This is a genomic window from Halosimplex rubrum, assembly GCF_013415885.1.
Classification (GTDB): domain Archaea; phylum Halobacteriota; class Halobacteria; order Halobacteriales; family Haloarculaceae; genus Halosimplex; species Halosimplex rubrum.
Window position 1 is genome coordinate 2,893,965 of record NZ_CP058910.1, and the last position, 19,147, is coordinate 2,913,111.

The following is a 19,147-nucleotide window of genomic DNA, read 5'->3' on the forward strand; positions in this document are numbered from 1 at the left end:
CGGCAACCGTTAGAGTATGAGTCGAGAAGCACCAGCAGTCTCGATAGCTGTCGATACCGACGACACGGGAGAGTGGAGCGTTTCGCCGCTGCTCTTCGGTAAGTTCCAGGAACATCTCGACAGCGCCATCTACCCGGGCGTCTACGAGGATTATCTCCGGAACGGCTCCTTCGAGGTGTGGAACCGCTCCGGTGACGGGCCGATGGCGGGCATCGTTTTCGAGAATGTCGCAGAACATGAGGGAGTCGCCTACCCGTGGCAGCCCGTCGATAGCGATGCGACGTACGAGCAGGTGAGAGGAGGGGTCCACGGTCGCCACCGCGACGACGCACTTGACGGAGGGCCGGAGGTTCCGGAGGAGTTCGCTCCGGTCCCCGGGGGCGTCACGGAGTCGCGATTCCAGCGGGTCCTACTCCACGGCAGGAACGATGGGAGTGTAGACGGCGACGTCGCTGCCGGCGTTTTCCAGCGCGTGGCGTTGCCTGACCAGCGCGTCCAGACGTTCGACGTGACGGTGACCGTTCGCGGCGAGGGCGTGGACGAGTGCACAGTCGCGCTGACCGCCCTCGACGGCGAGACGCTGGCGTCGGAGACAGTTCCGGTGACGGATTCGTGGAACCGTGAGGAAGCCACGCTCGAACTTGCCACCTCAACCACCGATCGCTACAGCGAGCCCCGATACGGCACGTACGACCTGACGATCACGGCCGAGGGGTCGGGACACCTCGATCTCGACTGGTCGACGCTGATCCCGGCCGACGCGGTCGAGGGGATCTACAACCCAACGACGATCGAACTCCTGCAGGAGTTCGACGTGACGACGATCCGCTGGCCGGGCGGCAACTACGCGAGTCAAGTCCGCTGGCGCGACACGGTCGGTCCGGTCGAGGATCGACCGGTCATTCCCATCGTCAACTGGGGTGGACTGGAGCCTAACTACCTCGGTACCAACGAGTGGCTGCGCTTCTGCGAACTGGCAGACGTCGAGCCGTACATCACGGTACCGTTCTGGTCTGCGACAGGCCCCGAAGAAGCGGCCAACTGGGTCGAGTACGTGAACGGCGACCCCGACGAGACGGAACTGGGAGCGCTACGCGCAGAACACGGCTACGAGGAGCCCTGGGACGTGACCTACTGGGGGATCGGAAACGAGGTTTGGGGGTACTGGCAGGTCGGCAACACCGACGCCGCGACCTACGCAGAGGGATACGTCGAGTACTGTGACGCGATGCGGACGGTCGACCCCGACATCGAAATCGACGCGACCGCGATCGACCCCTGGTTCACCAGCGTCCACGACGGCGACACTGAGGACAGTCGCGAGGGCGAACCACCGATCTGGAACGAGGTACTCTTCGAGACGGCGGGCGACGCCATCGAGGGGATCGACCTACACCGATACACCGCCGGGATCAAGGGCGATGCGGCGGAGTCACGCGAGGCGTGGCTCGAAGACCACGACGAGGACCCCGTCGGCTACAACGAAGTGCTCGTCAACTTTCCGCAGGTCTACGATCGCCTGCTCTCCGACGTCGAAGCACTGGCTACAGAACACGGCGTGCCCGACTGTCGGCTCACGATCGGCGAGTGGAACCTCGGCCCCGCGGTCAATGACGACTGGCCGTCCGCGCAGATGGGGACGATGGCTCACGCCGCTTACGCCGCAAAGACCTTCCAGACGTTCATCCGCCACGGGGACCACGTCGAGATGGGCCACTGGACGGACTACACCCTGTATCCGCATCCCGACCCCCGCGGGCCGGCACCGCCCCACCCCGGTGCGTACATCCAGCGCGAGATGGCCGATCCGCTGCTAGAGAGTGACAGCGAGTGGACCGTCACCGACACGAGCGTTGACAGTCCCGAGCGCCCCTTCCTGCAAACGGGTAACTGGAGCATGGCGGCCGATGACGTTGCTCTCGTTGACGCCGTGACTATCGTCAGCGAGAACGGGACGAGCCACACCTTCGCGACCAACGGTTCGCTTCGAGAGAGCTACGATACGGAAATCGAATTTGCCGGCGACGCCGGGAGCGTCGCGGTGACGCTGTATCGTCCAGTCGACGACGACCCGTTCTTGGCCCAGGAGTCTTGGGAAGAACCCGACGCCTTCGTGGTCGAGACGTTCCCCCTCGACGACAGGCGACTTGAACTCCCGCCGGCGTCGTTCGCGAAGTTCACGCGCCGGCCGTGAAAGCGATACGGACAGCCGCAGATGTAGCAGAAACCTGACGGATTTTTTCGTCCGGTAGCTTGATACTCTAACACATGCCACATCCGTTCTGGTCGCTGGCGTGCTAGGCGATGCCGGTGATCCGGATCTTGCTCGTCGTCGAACTCGTCTTCGTGATTCTGCTCGCGCTCGTGTTCCCCACTTTCTCCCCGTCCCCCCGGTGTACTACGTCAGCGGCTTTTCCTTCGCCGTTATCGCCGTGACCGTCGCCGGGATGTCGTTCGTCTACTGGAAGTGTCTGAACTACCAGCCCACAGATTAATCGAGACTTCCTGAATCCTTCAGTGGTCACCTAGGTGGGTGATCTGGCCGGTAGCTCTGGTGGATATTTTACTTCGTTTACAGCGAAAAACTATAAAATCATCCGATTGAAATTTTTTAGTTGGGCATGCAGTTCATATCTCGGTCACCCTCTCATATTCCTCATCGAGGGCTTGGGCATCCTCAGGGAGGAGAGCGACGACGACGTACTCGGCATAGTCGGCAACGTACTCAACGAGGCGGGCGATGCGGTCGGAATCGATCGCCTCGATCGAGTCCATCAGGAGGAACGGACAGGTCTCGTAAACGTCGTGGGTAAGATAGCCCGCGAGCGCGAAGACTAACCCCGTGACTTCCCGTTCAGACTCCGAGAGGTGGTCGACAGTATCTTCGTAGGTAGTTCCGTCTGCCGTACTGCGGACCACATGCAATTCGAAGACGGATTGTTCGACACTCCGTCCCCCCTGTGAAACCGTCTCTTGGCGGCGCTCGATCCAGATCCGCTCCAAATTTTCGTAGCTCAAGATCTCCAGCACGGTCTCCATGTGCTCGTTGAACTGATCGACGGCTTCGCTCTCGACCTGGTCGATGCGCGTCCGCAGGTCGGCGATTTCGTCGCTGATCTCCTCCCGACGGGCTTTGAAGTTGTCTCGACGCTCGAGTTCTTCGTCGATACGGTCGATCTCGGAAGTGACCTGGCCGAAGTCATCTTGGAGTTGGTTGAGTTCGAACTCGAACTGGTTGGCCTCGCGGTGGAGGTCGAGCAGGTCGCTCTGAGTTTCGTCTTCCAGGGTTTCGACCTCCGCTTCGAGTTCGTCGATCTCGGCTTCGAGACGGTCGCGCTCGGTCTCGAGTTCTTCGACTCGACCGCGCCGCGTTCGAAGTTCCGATTGGATCTGTTCGATCCGGTCTTCCAACTGCGTACGCTGGCGTTGTTGCTCTTCGAAGGTCGCCTTCTCTGTTTTCAGGTCGTCCATCTTGGACTGGATCTCACGGCGTTCCTGAAGTTTCTCGCTACGGAGGTCACGGAGTCGGTCAAGCGTTTCTTCGATGATGTCGCTTTCGACAGTGCTCCCACACGTCCAGCAGACAACCTGCTCGTCGACTAGTCTGTCAGTGGGGTCGTCCATGTCTCGAAGTGCGGCTACGACATCTGAATCCGCCCCCTCAAGCATTTCCTCGTTGAACTGGATAACCTTCTGGAGGGAGTTAGTCACATCGTCAATATCCGCGCGCTGTGAACGCAATTCGTCAAGTCGGTCGGCTACCTCATCGACGCCGGCCATTGGGGTTTCCGAGAGCTCGTCTAATTCGCTTTCCAGGTCGTCGAGTTCCGATTCGAGGGCGGTGATGCTCTCGCGCTCCATCTCAAGATTATATCGTGTGTCTTCGAGCTCACCCCGCGTTTCGCGGAATGATTCAAGCGCGTCGTCAAGCTCGTCTTTCTGATCGCGCGTGGCACTGAGGTCCTGATCAGCATCCTCGATGGCTTCTTTGGTCGCTTCGAGTTCAGCCTCTTTCTCTTCGATTTCCTGCTTGAGGTCCTGTCGGCGCTGTTCCAACGTAGGTAGTTCCCGCTGCATCGAATCGAGATTCTCAAGCTGTCGTTCGACGTCATTCCGTTGGTCTTGGAGCTCCTCGATCCCGGCTTCGATAGCCGCTGTGTCGACAGGGCGCATAATGAGTTCGCGAAGACCCTCTTCAAGTTCGACAGCTCGGCGCGCTTCGTTGGACTCCAATAGGAATACGAATAGGTCAGCCAACTCCGGGTTGTCGAGAAACGCATCGCCGTCAGCGTAGACACCGCCGCCGTTAGTTCGGGTGAGCGTTCGTTTATACGTCTCATCTCCGATGGTCAACTCGACATGGGCTTCGTCTGCGTCACCCTTGATCGAGACGTTCTCGCTGCCCAATCCAGCCATCAATGCCTGTAGGAACGAGGTTCGATTCGTCGCATTCCGGCCAGCCAGGATTGTAACACCGGATGAAAAGGAAACTGAGGATTCATCGATGCCACCGATATTCTCAATGGAAAGTTGAACGGGATCCGTTGCTGAAAGTGGTGTACTCATTATTTGATTGTGGTTAATAGTTCCAGATAAACATTACTTCCGGATTAGGTCTTAAAAAGTTTGAGACTTGCGTATATAGCCACCCATCAGCCATTACCTTTATGAAAATTAAACAAATTATATGATTCGGGTAGTTCTGCAATCTCATCCTGAAATGCGTTGCCCGAAACATTGAAATCAGTATCAGCCGCTCATGACCGTGAATTCACGCGACTAAACAATACCCCGATTTACGGGTCGCCTGTCGAAAGCACAGTGTAGACCGGCGTTCGGGACCTTCTGCTGGCGTTCGATGAGGATATTCTGTCGCCGTCGATCACGACGGCGTACGATCGATTCTTCAGCGACTCTCCGAGACTGCAGAGATCGACATCGACCATCCGAAACACGACTCTCTATGACCGGTGAGGCGGGCGATTTCTGCCATAGACCAGCAAGAAATCTTGACTCTCACATTTTATGTTTAAATGACACGGCCAGCATGAGAGAGAAAGGAAGTTCTACTTCCGTCTGGATTTCGAAGACTAGACAGTCGGCATCAGGGGATCCAACTGGTATCGTGAACAGAGTTGGGTGGGCCGTACCGTGCCAATAGTACGAGATCAAGCGGAATAGCTGCGAAGTGATTGAGGCATCGAGATCGATGACAGCCTACGTGTCATATGTGAGAGAACATCAACCGCGCTGGGTCTCAGTACTTAATGTCCAACACGTGGGGCCGCAGCACAGATGGAAACTGCGGCTTATTGAAAAGGAGGATGATACCCGGATCAATTTATTCTGACACTCTTAAGCAGTTTCAGTCGAAGACGATATCCTATGATTCGAAAATATCGAACCACCTGTTGACCCAATTCGGCTTCTCAACAGGGAACTCTTTTTCCCTACTGATCGCTTCGAGCGTTGGATCGTTCACCCAAAATTGGGATCGATAGTAGCGAAAGAGGATTTGTTAGGCGCAACTGAGTGAATGGGGGCTGAGTATCCATCTACCAACCGGTATGACCACCGAAAAGGGCGGATCTTGCGTCAGACTCTGTTGGGGTATTAGCTGTGGGTGCGGACAAAATTACAATCATGAATATGTAATTTTAGATGGCCACGGAGGATTCCAGTGCTCTGTGATCCGGGGTTAGCCTTCGACCGGTATCGTAGTGCCTTCGGCCAATAGAGCGACGACCGGATGATCTGAATACTATTCGAAGTGTTCTACTAAACAAGCGGATCTCTCCCATCCGTACCTCCCGAAGCGAACTGAGCCCCTCATCATTGCGTTCCTCAGCGAGCGTGCCTATACTGTTTTCTCGGGAACCAATGTGTTAATCGAGTCGATGATAGTGATATTGTTTTTAGAAGTTCATCGGTCGCCCGCCCATCAAACTTCAACAATTAGCATTACAAGTATAACAATGTAATGGTGGTAGATTTGGTCGAATCACGGATGGTGGAGTGATATCGATCAATTGCCGGTTCCAACCAGATTCCTCCGGGACGACGCTTTCATGAGACGGTTTGCAGAGGGCATGTTACGGTGAAACATTCTAGTTCGATATTATCGAAGCAACCAATTGATTTGGTCATCACATTCTAAATGAACCAAACTCAGCGAGCGAAATCATTATAAATGGAAAAGCATGATATTTACGCAAGATGACTCCACAATCCAACCGACAGATCAAAACCGCCCAGAGAGTGTTCGATATTATCGACTGTCTTCACGAGAACGGCCATTCTCGGCTGGGAGAGGTCGCCGATAACGTGGATCTCGCAAAAAGTACCACACACGATTACCTTCAAACACTAATCGCACTCGGGTTCGTCAAACGGAACGAGGCTGGTTATTATTTGAGCCTGAAAATCCTCCGATATGGCGGGCTTGCCCGACGACGACGTGCTGCCTATGAGGAGTCGATGCCGGAGATCAGTCAACTGACCAATGAACTCCGCGAGGAGATCAGTGAACGAGGGCTTACGTCCCACCTCGCGATTCTGGAGGACAAAGACGTATTTCTCGCTGACTTCTCTAAGACTGATTGGGATATCAGCACGGGCAATTACTCTGGCGGTGACGTTGACGTTCACAGCTCGGAACTTGGAAAAGCTGTCTTGGCATTTGTTACCGAGGACCGGCTATCTTCGATGTTATCGAATACAGAATTCGAAGCGTTCACTGACCAGACAATCACCGACGAGGAAACCCTCCGCAAGGAGCTCGAAACCGTCCGAGAACGGGGATATGCGGTAAACGACGAGGAGGAGTTCGGGCACATCAAAGGGATTGGTCTCCCCATCCTGTTCGAAAACGACGTGTTGGGTTCGATCAGCGTGTCGGGCCCGAAAGCCGGAATCGAGCAGGATGAGGAAACTATTCTGGAACTGCTGCAGACGACAGTCGAGAACATCGAACTACGGCTCGAACACCACTGAACTATGTTCGCCAATTCTTGAGTTGTTGACCGTACTGGGTGAGTCGAAAGTGGATCGCTGGCTTGCCTATCTTTATGTTCTCTGATCCGGATTATCTGGCTGTGTTGCAGGATATCGCACGTAACGAAGTGGCGCACCGCGACTGGGACTCAGGAACCGACACGACCGTTAGGTTCGCCTTCGTCGGTCTCGGTGGTTTCACCGAGAATGTTGTCCTCCCAGCGATTTCAGAAACCGACTACTGTACAGCGACCGTCGGCGTCACTGGGACGCCTGAGACTGGGGAACGCCTCGTCACGGAGTACGATCTTGAGCGGATCCTCTCGTACGATGAGTTCCACGACGGTGAGGCGCTCACGGAGTACGATGCCGTGTACATTTGCACGCCAAATGCGTTGCACTTAGAGTACGCCGAGTCAGCGGCAGACTTCGGAAAACCCGTGCTATGTGAGAAACCTCTCGAAGCCACGTCAGAACGTGCACGACAACTGCGAGACGTGTGCGACGAAGCCGGCGTCCCGCTGATGACTGCCTACCGTATGCAACTCGAACCGGTTACCCGACGGCTTCGTGAGTGGATTCGCGACGGAAAACTGGGAGATATCGTCGCGGTACGCGGGAGTTTAGACATCGACATTCCGAATGATCAGTGGCGGTTTGACGAGGACCTCGCCGGAGGTGGGGCGACGATGGATATCGGGATATATCCGCTCAATACGGCCCGGTTTGTCCTTGACGCGGAACCGAAGGCAGTCACTGCTTGCACGGCCAGTCCGCGAGACATGGAGGTCGACGAGCACGTTACTTTCCAACTCACATTCCCTGGTGACATCACCGTTCACGGGCAGGCAAGCTTCGAGGCCCAACCGAAGACAGAATTTCAAGTCGTCGGGACCGACGCCACGGTGTGCGTCTCCCCAGCGTTCAATGTGGCTCGAGACCGGACAGTTGAGATCCTGAAAGACGACCAGACGACCGAGTTGGTGGCCAAATGGGGTGATGAGATCGTCGAAGAATTCGACTACTTCGCCCAGTGTCTCGAAACAGGAATGGCTCCTACTCCTGATGGGAACGAAGGCGTTCGTGACCTCGAGATCATCGATGCGATCTACGAATCCGCCGAAAGGGACGATACTATTGAACTCTGACTTGTCCGCTCGTGGCGATTCGAGTTGATGAATCCATCCTAAACTGTAAACAATAACTCACGTCCGAAGGAAACAGTTAAGGACGATACCACCTCTGCACAGAGTGTGAATCTTGAGTCCCAGCCACGCCCCGAGTATCCTCGGCCGCAACTACGTCGAGAAGAGTGGCAGAACTTGAACGGCCAGTGGGAGTTCGAGATCGATCACGGTGCAAGCGGACGTGAGCGGGGTCTCCCCGAGAAAGAAAGGCTTGCCCGAGAGATCACAGTCCCGTTCGCCCCGGAAAGCGAACTGTCGGGCATCGGCTACACCGACTTCATGGACGCAGTGTGGTATCGTCGCGAGGTCGATATCCCAGTAGAATGGTTCGATGGGCGCATCAAACTCCACTTCGGGGCGGTCGATTACGAAGCGGAGGTCTGGGTAAACGGCGAATCCGTCGGGAGCCATCGTGGCGGGTACACCCCATTTAGCGTCGACATCACCGAAGCTGCCGAACCTGGAGTCAACGCCGTTACGATCTGTGCTGAAGATGATACCTGCTCGCCCATTCAACCTTCGGGCAAACAAAGCCAAGAGTACGAACCTGAGGGCGCTCGTTACACCCGCGTCACGGGGATATGGCAGACGGTCTGGCTCGAACCAGTTCCAGAAACCCACGTCGACGACCTACAGATCGAACCAGATCCTGAGAACGATGCTGTCCATGTCGATGTCTCACTCAGCGGAGAGCTTGTTGATGGGAGAATCCATGCCACGGCGACGTTCAACGGCGAATCAGTCGGCGAGGTCACGGTTGTAACCAACGGTCGTTACGCTGGTTTCACGCTGAGCGTGGATGAGACTCACCGCTGGTCGCCCGAGGAACCGAATCTTTACGATCTGCATCTCCAACTCGTTGCCGACGGCGAGACAATCGACTCGGTCGAGAGCTACTTCGGTCTCCGGTCGGTGACACTAGGTGATGACTGCGTCTATCTCAACGGTGAACCCCGTTTCCAGCGTCTCGTACTCGATCAAGGCTACTATCCGGACGGTCTCTACACAGCACCCTCCGACGACGACTTGATCGAGGACATCGAGATTGCCAAACAAATGGGATTCGACGGGGCCCGTCTCCATCAAAAAGTGTTCGAGCCGCGCTTCCTCTATCACGCCGACCGGCTTGGTTATCTCGTCTGGGACGAACACGCCAACTGGGGCATCGACCACGAGAGTGTTGACGCGCTCGGACCGTTCCTGCAGGAATGGATCGAAGTCGTCAAACGTGACTACAACCACCCGTCGGTGGTCGGCTGGACGCCGTTCAACGAGACAGAACCCGATCAGGACGACGACCTCATCAGAACGATCTACCGGACGACCAAGGCTCTCGATCCGACGCGGCCCGTCATCGATACAAGCGGCTGGGTCCACGTTGAAACGGACCTCGAGGACGCGCATGACTACATACAGGATCCCGAGGCATTCGCTGAGTCCTACAGCGAGATCGACGGCCCTGTCAAGAAGGGATCACACAGCCCCGTCGCGTGGAGCGAGGATCTGAGTTACGTCAGCGAGTTCGGAGGCATCTGGTGGAATCCCGACGCCGACGACGGGTGGGGTTACGGTGATCGGCCCGACGGTGAGGCGGATTTCTTCGAGCGCTACCGGAATATGGTCGAGACCCTGCTCGGCAACGAGGACATGTGGGCATTTTGCTACACGCAGCTGTACGACATCGAACAGGAGGCCAACGGGCTCTACACTTACGACCGTGAACCGAAGTTCGATCCAGCACGGATCCGTGAGATTAACGAGCAGATCGCCGCCTTCGAGCAGTCGGCCTGTCGCCAGCGACAGGAGCACCCGGCAGAGTAACTGCAATTGACTCCATCTCTGGATATCCCGATCCAATTGTCGAAACTAGTTTCCCCTGCGACGGTACGTATCCCGTCGCAGGGAGAGGACGAACGCAGAGTCGGGGATTACGCTCGTTCGAAGTCGATGCGAGCCATCGAATAGGAGGGGAGATCGAAGGCAGCACCGTCGGCGACGGAGAGCGTATCCTCGTCGGGCGTCACTAGCTCCGGTTCCTCGCGAGTGTTTTCGTCGTATAGTGCGTCGCTTCCAAGGGTCGTGAGCGTCGCCTCGTTCGCAGGTTCGAACCCGTCGAAGTCGAGCGCGATGGACACTGGCTCGCCTCTGCTGGCACGATTGACGACGACGACACTGAGCGTCCCGTCGTCGACGGTCGCCATCGCGTCGATCGAAGGTACGTCTACGGGGTCAATCTCGCGGAAGGAAGTCTCGGTGATGATCGAGTCACATTCGAGTTCAACAGTGACGGGCGTTGCGCCCGCCTGGACAGTCCCGATCGAGCGCCCGTAGTGACATGGGTCGGCCCAGACGCGTTCGCCTTCCTTCTGAAGACCGCCGCCATGGTTGACCGTGGCCGAATGGGTGAGTAACTCCGCGAACTCGCCGAGACGGATCAGGTCGTGGCGCATGCAGGCATTGTAGATCGCTTCGCTGATCGTCGTCGGTGTTGGCATCGTCTCGGGGGTAAGTGATTCGCCCGCGTAATCGGTGTCATCGGCATCCATGCGCCCGGCCCCCTCGGCACCGGGATTGAAGCTGGCGAACAGCTGGAGTTCAGTCACGTCGAGCTTGGGATTTTCCACACCCGCCTCACGCATCTGTTTCTCCAATTCCGCGTACTGGTCGGTGAGCTGATCGGAGTAGCCCATGAACGCGTGGTACAGTTCGTCGGGATCCGTCTCGCCGTCGACTTGGCCGCCGGCGAGAGGGTGTGAAGAGATAGCGCGGACATCTTCACCACACTCGTCAAGGAGGACCTGATTCCACGGACGATCCTCGTTGGCGACGACGCCACACGCAGTGACGAGGATGTCGGGGTCGGCTTCAAGCATGGCCTCGCGGAACTCGTGGTAACGGTCCGCGTTGCCCTGCGGCGTCGTCCAGTGGACCTGCCACTTCCCCCAGAGCTCGTTACCGATTTCCCAGTACGTGATATCAAACGGTTCGGGATAGCCGTGCTCCGCCCGGAGTGCCCCCATTTCGGTTTCTTCGGGGTCGCCATTGCAGTATTCAACCCACTTCGCAGCCTCTTCGGGAGTGCCGTCACCGGCGTTGACGCAGATCGATGGCTCACAGCCAACATGCCGGCAGAACTGTACGAATTCGGCTGTACCGAAGAGATTCGGTTCGAGCCCATCCCATGCCGGGTTGATACGCTCGGGACGTTCGTCGACCGGGCCGACCCCGTCGCGCCAGTCGTAGCCTGACACGAAGTTACCACCGGGCCAGCGCAGCAACGGTAGGTCTGACTCGCGGAGGTACTCGACGACTTCGGGGTCAGCGTAATCGACATGGTCACCGGGATAGAGTAGTAACCGCTCGACGACGAGGTCGGCCGGATCGTCAGCGGTGAGTTTTATCTCATAGACGCCATCCGGGTCGACATCGTCCGGCAATTCGAGTGTTCCTTCTATCGTCGCCCACTCGGTACCCACCTCGAGTGCGATCTCATCGTAGACGGTTTCGTCCGTAACGACAGCGATCCGTGCTGTCGTCGGGTCGGCCGCCCGCAGTTGCGTTCTGAATTCATAGTCGTTCACTCGATGCAAGGGGAGCCGGGTCTCCTGGAAAACGCCGTCGCCTGCGGCGTCAATCTGGATCCGTTGGGCCCGGTTGCCACTCGGACCGGTGGCGGGACTCGTCAGCACGTCACCCGCTGGCTGCCAGCCGAACGCCAGTGCGTCTTCGTAAGCCGCGAAGAGTGCATCCGGGTCCGTCTCGGGCGGATACGCGAGCGGTCGACTGTGATTCTGGATTTTTTCTTCGATCCGTTCGCGGTCGCTCTCGCTGACGAAGCCGCCACTGGGGCGTCGCTCAACACCACGGAAGTGCCATTCTCCGAATGTGGGGTTGAACAGGATCTGGGCTTCCTTTCCTTGATAGATGTTGTTACCGAGGTGTTCACAGAACTTCCCAAAGAGCTTCGGTTCGACATCGAAATCGGCTCGCTGGTTCGCGTCGACGGTGATACGCGCCGCCGACGGATCGTCGGTCTCAGTATGAACTAACAGGTCGCTATCGACCATACGCAACGCTCAGCATCGGTGGTGAAATATGTTTCCCATTGCTTGGTTATCTATCGTCGTGCAATCCGGACGCGGTACGGTCCGGCAGACATGGGCCGGAGAGGTGGGCGAAGGTGATTCGCTACTGTCCTGACTCGTAGAGGTCGCGGACCGCCGCGTCGTCAAGCGACGACTGGTAGACGCGGACTTCGTCGATCGTTCCGTTCCAGAAGTCGACGGGGTTGCCACCGACCGTCGCGCGCCCGACGAGCAGGTCGCCGTTGCTCGTCGTCGGTTCGCGGTTGATGGCCGCGACCCGTTCGCCGTCGACGTAGAGCTTCGCTCTCCCCTCGTAGGTGTCGTGCACGCCGACGACGTGATACCACTGTCCGGATTCGACAGTGGGACCGCCGAACGCGCGACCGCCGGAGAAGCTGAAGGCGAACTTCTCTTCGGTACCGAGGTACTGCAGGAAGAAGGCGGCGCCGTCGCCCATCACCTGGCTGACGGCCGTCTGGAAGCCGCTGGCGTCGTCGAGTTTCACCCACGCCGCGACGCTGTAGTCTTCGGTTGTGTCCAGGACGTTCGCGTTCGTGTCGACGTAGTCGTCGCTCCCGTCGAAGGCGAGCGCGGATCCGACCGTTCCGGTGACCCACTCTGGGTCCCCGACGAGCGTTCCGTCGTTGCCGCCGGCGCCGTCTGCGGCCGTGTCGCCGCTGCCGCTGTCGAACGACCACGACCCGACCAGTCTGGGTTCGCTGGCCTCGATCTCGCTCTCGGCCGTCTCAGTGACCGTGATCGTCTCGCCGTCGTACTCGAAGGATGCCTCGACGATGAACTCGTAGACGCCGGGGTCGACGGTATCGCTGTCCGCGGTGATCTCCCAGCGGGCAGTCTCGGACAACCCTTCGCCGATCACGTCGAACGCCGTCGCGGTCTGGGTCTCGGTCTCGAAGCCGTCCGGTAGCTCGCTCACGCCGAGTTCAACGTTCGTAGCCGCGAACGAACCGTCCTCCTCGCGTTCGGGATTCGTGAGCGTCACGGCCAGTTCGAATGTCTCGTCAGCACTGATCGATGTCGGTACATCGAGCGAAAAGTACGGGCGCTGGTCGATCTCCTTCGATGCGTCGATCAGCGCCTGGTTCGCCGCCCGGATCCGGGAGACAGCGTTATCGGAGACGAGGTCGGGCTTGAACACCTCGCGGTCGTAGGTCACAACACCCTGATAGTGGTACTCCGTGTCCGTCGTCTGGAGGTTGATGGCGCCACTGAATCCGTCCTCCGTCATGTAGTGGCGGTTGTTCTCGGCGCGGGTGATCAGGTTCTCGACGAGCACTTCGGGCGTGTTTCCGCTCGGGTCGCTGTCGTCCCACTGGTGGCCCTTGATGGGCGTCCAACCCGCCGACGACTCGCCGACGACCGACATCTGGGTGTCAGTGGACTCCGGTAGCGGCGTCACCTGCCCGTAGTTGTGATAGTCGAGCATGTCGCCCTCGATCTCGCCATCGACGAACATCGTATCGATGCCGCTCAGGCTATCGATCAGGCGCTCCCCGTCGAGTTCAAGGACAAAGTTGGTCGTCGAACGGATCCGGTCGTAGTTCGTCTTGCCGTGCCCCCAGCCTTCGTTGACGGGGACCCAGACGGCGAGCGACGGGTGATTGTCGTTCTGGGCGATCATGTCCCGCAGTTCCGACCGGAACTGTTCCTGTGCGTTCTCGTTCCGGACGGGTTGTCCCAGGGGCTGATTCGGGATGTCCTGCCACACTAGCAGCCCGACCCTGTCCGCCCAGTAGAACCACCGCTTCGAGGGGATCTTGATGTGTTTGCGGTAGGCGTTGAAGCCGAGGTCCTTCGCCAGTTCTAGGTCGTACTTGCGTGCCTCGTCCGTCGGCGGTGTGTAGATGCCGTCGGGCCAGTAGCCCTGGTCGTAGATGCCGTTGTGGAAGACGAACTCGCCGTTCAGGGTCGGCCGGACGACGCCGCGAATGGACCGCTTGTCGACCGAACGCATGCCGAAATAGCTCTCGACTGCGTCGACCACCCGACCGCAAGCGCGGCTGCTGGCACTGTCGTTCGCTTCTCCGCCGGCTTCCTCGCCGTTACCGTCCGACTGCCCGCACATCTCGCCCTTGTACAGTTCCACTTCGAGGTCGTAGAGGAACGGGTCCTCGGGCGACCACAGGCGGGGATCCGGGATCGGGAGTTCGAGCGCCTCGTTCGCTGGACCGGTGACGCTGCCAACTTCCCGATCGCCATCGAATGCGGTCGCCCTGGCGGTCGTCCCCTCGGACGCGTCGACGGTGATCTCCAGTCGCTCCTCCTCGACGTTCGGCGTCAGGTCAAGGCCGTCGATGCTGCTGTCGGGGACGGGCTCCATCCAGACGGAGTCCCAGATGCCCGACGAGGGGGTGAAGAAGATGTCACGGTCCTGGGCGACCTCCTGTTTGCCGACGGGTTGCGTACCGGTATCCGTCGGATCGTAGACTCCAACTACGAGTTCCTGTTCGCCCTCTTCGCTGAGGTGTTCGGTCACGTCGACGCTGAAGCTATCGTAGCCCCCGCGATGGGTGGTCGCCTCCTCGCCGTTGACGTACACCGTCGCCTCCCAGTCGGCCCGCTCGAAGTGCAACAAGAGCCGTTTCGAGTTGGGGTTGTTGTCGACCCCCTTGCCCGGATGCGCCGTCGGCATGAGCCACTCGTTCGGGACGGAGAACGTGGTCCGGTACCACATCCGTTCTTCGTGGCGCTGGATGCCCGAGAGCGAGGACTCAGGCGGAAATGGGACGAGGATGTTCTCGCCGAGTTCCTGACCGATCGGCGCCGACTCGCCCTCGCTCGCGCCCGCGAACTCCCAGACGCCATTGAGGCTCTGCCAGTCGTCGCGGACGAGCTGCGGGCGCGGATACTTGTCGTGGACGGTGTCCGGCGAAATTTCGTCGTACCACGGCGTGGCCATATCAAACGGGACGGCCGCCGGTTCCCACTCTGAGGCGTCCGTACCGCTCTCGCGCTGTGCGGCGTGGACGCTTGAGACGGCAGCGTTCGACGCGCCGATGGCCGCCACACTCGCCATGAACGAACGGCGATCGACCGGCAGTGCGGAAGTGTCCGTCCGCTGATCGCTCCCGTCTATTCCGGTTTCGCCGCTGGAGGCCGTCGTTTCCTGATCTCTGCTCGCCGCCTCCTGCTGGGCGTCGCGGTGATCCGTTGATTCTGTGCGTCGATCGGTTGAGCTGTTGTGTTCGTGCATGTCCGTGGATGCTGCGTCCGTGATTCGTGGCGCTTCCCCGACATTTCATCATGGACCGGCCTGATCGATTGCTGCTGCCCGCCTGATCCATTAGTGGCTGATCAGTACTCTTCAAGGATAACTGATGGAAACGGTAAAGTCGTTTTGGAAATTATAATATTTCTTTCAACATTGTCTGATGGGCACTGTCTAGTTGAAGGATTGAGAAACGAGGAGGTCGTAGCGAGTTCTGTCCATGAAGCTCGCAGACCTCTTCAGAGAAGAGTTAGAGGTAGAGAATCAAGACACTTAGGAGAACGAGCGCACGCCGACACCCGTGCGCTATTTCGCGGTTCGACTTCATTCAATGGGGTTGTCCGTGCGTGAAGTCGATGGTGTCTTGGTTGAGTGTCCATCGCTGCTACCAGGCAGTCTGGAACTGCGTGCGAGCCGGCCGCTCCTCAATCGGGCCGACGCCGTCGCGCCAGTCGTAACCCAAGACGATGCTCATTGAGGCCGCACCGGCCACGACGGGGGTTCGATTCGATCCTGACTCAAAGTTGGTCGCGATCACCGTCTCACGCTCGTTCGCTGTGAGCAATGCGAACTCGGCGAATGTTCTGCAGGGAACCAATTCCGATACCGTCGTCGATGAGTCGGTTCACGTACGCTTTGAGGGCATCGATGTCGACGGGCCCATCCTGAAACGGTGTGATGAGTGGACAGGAGACACTGTTATACTCGATGGCCATTGTTAAATTGTACCGATCGGCCGCTTGAACCCATCGGCAGATGCCCGGACGTGGTGATCCAGTTGGTTCGCTTAATCCACCAGACCACACCGTTGGCCTCGCTCTGCCTCGATCGTGGTGGACGTTTCCCATCGATAGTATCAAATTTGCTACTTGTAAGTCTATCGAAGTAGAAGGGCAATAATAATATGGATCGCTTCGGCACTATGGTATATGGTTTCTCGAATGCAGACACCAGAGTCTGCGATCAGTTTGGACGGCGTCTGGCAGTTCAGTACAGGTCCGTCGGCCCGCGTCGACGAGGTTGACTGGTACGAACCCCACGTTGAGTGGCCGGACAGCCGTACTGTCTCGGTGCCACACTCATGGCAAGAAGAAGTTGACCTCCGCGAGTACACCGGTACTGCCTGGTATCGGCGAAGCTTCGAGTTCGATGGCTTTGACGGCGATGAGTTGGCGTTTCTCTCGTTCGACGCCGTGGACTACGAGGCCACGGTCTGGGTCAACGGCGAGCACGTCGGCGACCACCGCGGTGGGTACCTCCCCTTCGACCTCGACGTCACCGACGCCGTCATGGAGGGCGAAAACGAGGTCGTCCTTCGCGTGTCTGACCCCGAGGATCTCTCAGAGATCCCGCACGGCAAACAAGGCGACCCGTGGTACACACGCGTCAGCGGCCCCTGGCAGTCCGTCTCGCTCGTGACCGTCCCTGAGACGCACGTCACGGACGTCCGCGTCACTCCAGACCTCTCGACGGATACTGTAACGGTCGACATGACGGTCGCGAACGGGGCCGGCGAAGACGTGGTCGTCACCGTCAGCAGACTCGAGACTGACGTCGCGGAGGAGGTGGCGACGCTCACCGACGGCGAGGCCTCAGTCGATGTCTCCATCCCCGATGCCGACTACTGGACCCCGGAGGATCCCGCTCTGTACGACGTCGAAGTCAAACTACGCGGCGATGGGGAGACCGTCGATACTTACTCTGACTACTTCGGTATGCGGAGTTTCACTCGCGAAGACGGTGACTTCTATCTTAACGGCGAACAATTTACGATGCGAGGAGCGCTCGACCAAGCGTTTTACCCGGAGACCTATTACCGTCCGCGCGACCTCGAGACGTTCGAACAGGAGATTCGGACCGCGAAAGAACTTGGCTTCAACCTCCTCCGCAAGCACATCAAACCGGCTCACCCCGCCTTTCTCGAACTCGCTGACCGTCTTGGCATCCTCGTTTGGGAGGAACCGGCTAACCCTTCTGTCTACAGTGACCGATCGAAGGCTGAACTCCGTGAACAGTTCGAGGGAATGGTCGCCCGAGACTACAACCGGCCGAGTGTCGTCATCTGGTCGCTCTATAACGAGGAGTGGGGGATCGGCGGCCACGAGGACGAGGAACCGCTCTGGACGGATGAGGCGAAGCAGGACTACCTTGAGGCGTTCTACGAGGACGTCAGGGACCTCGACGAAACACGGCTGGTCTGCGACAATTCCGGATGGGCACACGTTGCGACCGACATCAACGACTACCATGAGTACTTCATCGCGCCAGACCGCGTCGATGCCTGGCGTGAGAAACTCAACCACATCATTGAGGCTCCCGAGGAGAACTACGGTGACGTCCGAACGGAACCGAGTGTCCCGCTCGTCGTCTCTGAGTTCGGAACGTGGGGTCTCTCGGACTTATCACGGCTGACCGACAGCTACGGCGGCGACCCTCACTGGTTCGATCACGACTTCCTCAATGGCCTGAAGCGCCCAGGTGGAGTCCGCGAGCGCTTCAAGGCTAGCCACGCGTCCGATGTATTCGACTCGCTCGACGATCTCGCGACGGCGTGGCAGCGCCGCGAGTTCGAATCGATCGAGACGATCATCGGCGATATGCGCGAGAACGATTCGGTCGCGGGGTACGTCATCACCGAGCTTACCGACATTGAGTGGGAGTTCAACGGCATTCTCGACTACCGCCGTGAGGAGAAGTCCTTCCACGATGACTTTGAGCGCGTGAACGCCCCTGTGATGCTCCACCTCGACCCCGACGCGTCTGCCGCTTGGGACGACGAGACCTACTGCGCCGACATCGTTGTTGCCAACGAGACGGGCGATCCCGTTGACACTACCATCGAGTGGCATGTCTTCGAAGAATCCGGGAAGGTTGAGGTCGCGGTCGGTCCGCACGAAGCGGCCCGCTTCGAAGAGGCGGTCTCCGTTCCCGTGCCGGATGTGGACGACCTTTGTTCGGAGTCGGTGGAGGTATCGATGAGCGAACCGAACCAGTCGGTCGAACGGTCTGTCTGGGTGGTACCGCGAACTGGAGCCCCCGGGTCACAGACGGTGTTCGCTGCGGACGACGGGCTGGCAGCCGCGCTGGACGACCGGGGGTACGAGACGGTCGACGACCCAAGTACGGCGGACGTAGCGCTCGTCTCGGACCCGGACGCCTACGACCACTCGAACCTGCTCGTGGTCCCGGATGCCGACGGCGACGTGGTCGAGACCGAGGCGGTCGAGTATACGGAGCTGCCCAAAGAGGAAAGCTGGAACCTCTGTGCTTGCTTCGTCTACCAAGATCTTCTGCCGGAGGTCGACGTCCTGCCGGGGTGGGCGTTCGAGAACATCTATCCGTACGCCTACGTCAGTGATCCCCGAGACGACGACGCCGTGTCTGTCGGCTACCTCGAAGGTTGGATCGGGAACTCCGGCGCGATCGCGCTTTCTCGACCTGGCGGGGACGTAGCGGGCGTCTGTACACTCCGTGTGACTGATGTGTACGGCGATCACCCGATCGCGACGGTCGCGCTCGATAGGGTCGTCAAGATGACTGCGCCTTCAGAAGCCGATGATATGACGACGAGTGCGCGACAGGATTGACACGATTACTACACTCGGCTGTCGACGACACAGCATGGAAAAACCGGACAGGCCCTGTGACGGTGA

8 protein-coding genes and 2 pseudogenes are annotated in these 19,147 nt (G+C 58.7%); 7 read left to right on the forward strand and 3 right to left on the reverse strand.

All coding sequences use genetic code 11. The annotated features are described in order from the left end of the window. Window positions 1–16: 16 nt before the first annotated feature. Window positions 17–2,194 (forward strand): hypothetical protein, encoded by a 2,178-nt coding sequence (locus HZS55_RS14485; RefSeq protein WP_179908311.1) that lies wholly within the window; start codon window positions 17–19, stop codon window positions 2,192–2,194. Between the two features lie 434 nt (window positions 2,195–2,628). On the opposite strand, the gene HZS55_RS14490 is transcribed toward HZS55_RS14485, so the two are convergent. Then, window positions 2,629–4,566: an archaea-specific SMC-related protein gene (locus tag HZS55_RS14490; protein ID WP_179908312.1), complete on the reverse strand. Its 1,938-nt coding sequence runs from the start codon at window positions 4,564–4,566 to the stop codon at window positions 2,629–2,631. Window positions 4,567–4,836: 270 nt separating this feature from the next. On the opposite strand from HZS55_RS14490, the pseudogene HZS55_RS22655 reads away from it, so the two are divergent. The 4 genes and pseudogenes from HZS55_RS22655 to HZS55_RS14505 all read left to right on the forward strand — a co-directional run. Continuing rightward, a pseudogene (locus HZS55_RS22655) lies at window positions 4,837–4,964 on the forward strand (site-specific integrase); the annotation flags it as partial. A 1,252-nt stretch (window positions 4,965–6,216) separates the two neighbouring features. Further along, complete coding sequence (locus HZS55_RS14495; RefSeq protein WP_179908313.1) at window positions 6,217–6,993, forward strand: IclR family transcriptional regulator; 777 nt, start codon at window positions 6,217–6,219, stop codon at window positions 6,991–6,993. 101 nt (window positions 6,994–7,094) lie between these two features. Next, window positions 7,095–8,141 carry a D-xylose 1-dehydrogenase Gfo6 gene (gene gfo6 / locus HZS55_RS14500; protein WP_246308268.1) on the forward strand — a complete coding sequence of 349 codons (1,047 nt, stop codon included), beginning with the start codon at window positions 7,095–7,097 and terminating at the stop codon, window positions 8,139–8,141. Between the two features lie 105 nt (window positions 8,142–8,246). Further along, window positions 8,247–10,001 (forward strand): glycoside hydrolase family 2 protein, encoded by a 1,755-nt coding sequence (locus HZS55_RS14505; protein ID WP_179908315.1) that lies wholly within the window; start codon window positions 8,247–8,249, stop codon window positions 9,999–10,001. A 107-nt stretch (window positions 10,002–10,108) separates the two neighbouring features. Here the strand turns inward: HZS55_RS14505 and HZS55_RS14510 are convergent, their stop codons facing one another. Both HZS55_RS14510 and HZS55_RS14515 read right to left on the reverse strand, forming a co-directional pair. After that, complete coding sequence (locus tag HZS55_RS14510; protein WP_179908316.1) at window positions 10,109–12,247, reverse strand: alpha-L-arabinofuranosidase C-terminal domain-containing protein; 2,139 nt, start codon at window positions 12,245–12,247, stop codon at window positions 10,109–10,111. A 121-nt stretch (window positions 12,248–12,368) separates the two neighbouring features. Continuing rightward, window positions 12,369–15,302: a LamG-like jellyroll fold domain-containing protein gene (locus HZS55_RS14515; RefSeq protein ID WP_179908317.1), complete on the reverse strand. Its 2,934-nt coding sequence runs from the start codon at window positions 15,300–15,302 to the stop codon at window positions 12,369–12,371. A gap of 412 nt (window positions 15,303–15,714) precedes the next feature. Between HZS55_RS14515 and HZS55_RS22660 the strand changes: the two are divergent. Continuing rightward, a pseudogene (locus HZS55_RS22660) lies at window positions 15,715–15,861 on the forward strand (IS6 family transposase); the annotation flags it as partial. 574 nt (window positions 15,862–16,435) lie between these two features. Then, window positions 16,436–19,081 (forward strand): glycoside hydrolase family 2 protein, encoded by a 2,646-nt coding sequence (locus HZS55_RS14520; protein ID WP_179908318.1) that lies wholly within the window; start codon window positions 16,436–16,438, stop codon window positions 19,079–19,081. Window positions 19,082–19,147: the final 66 nt, after the last annotated feature.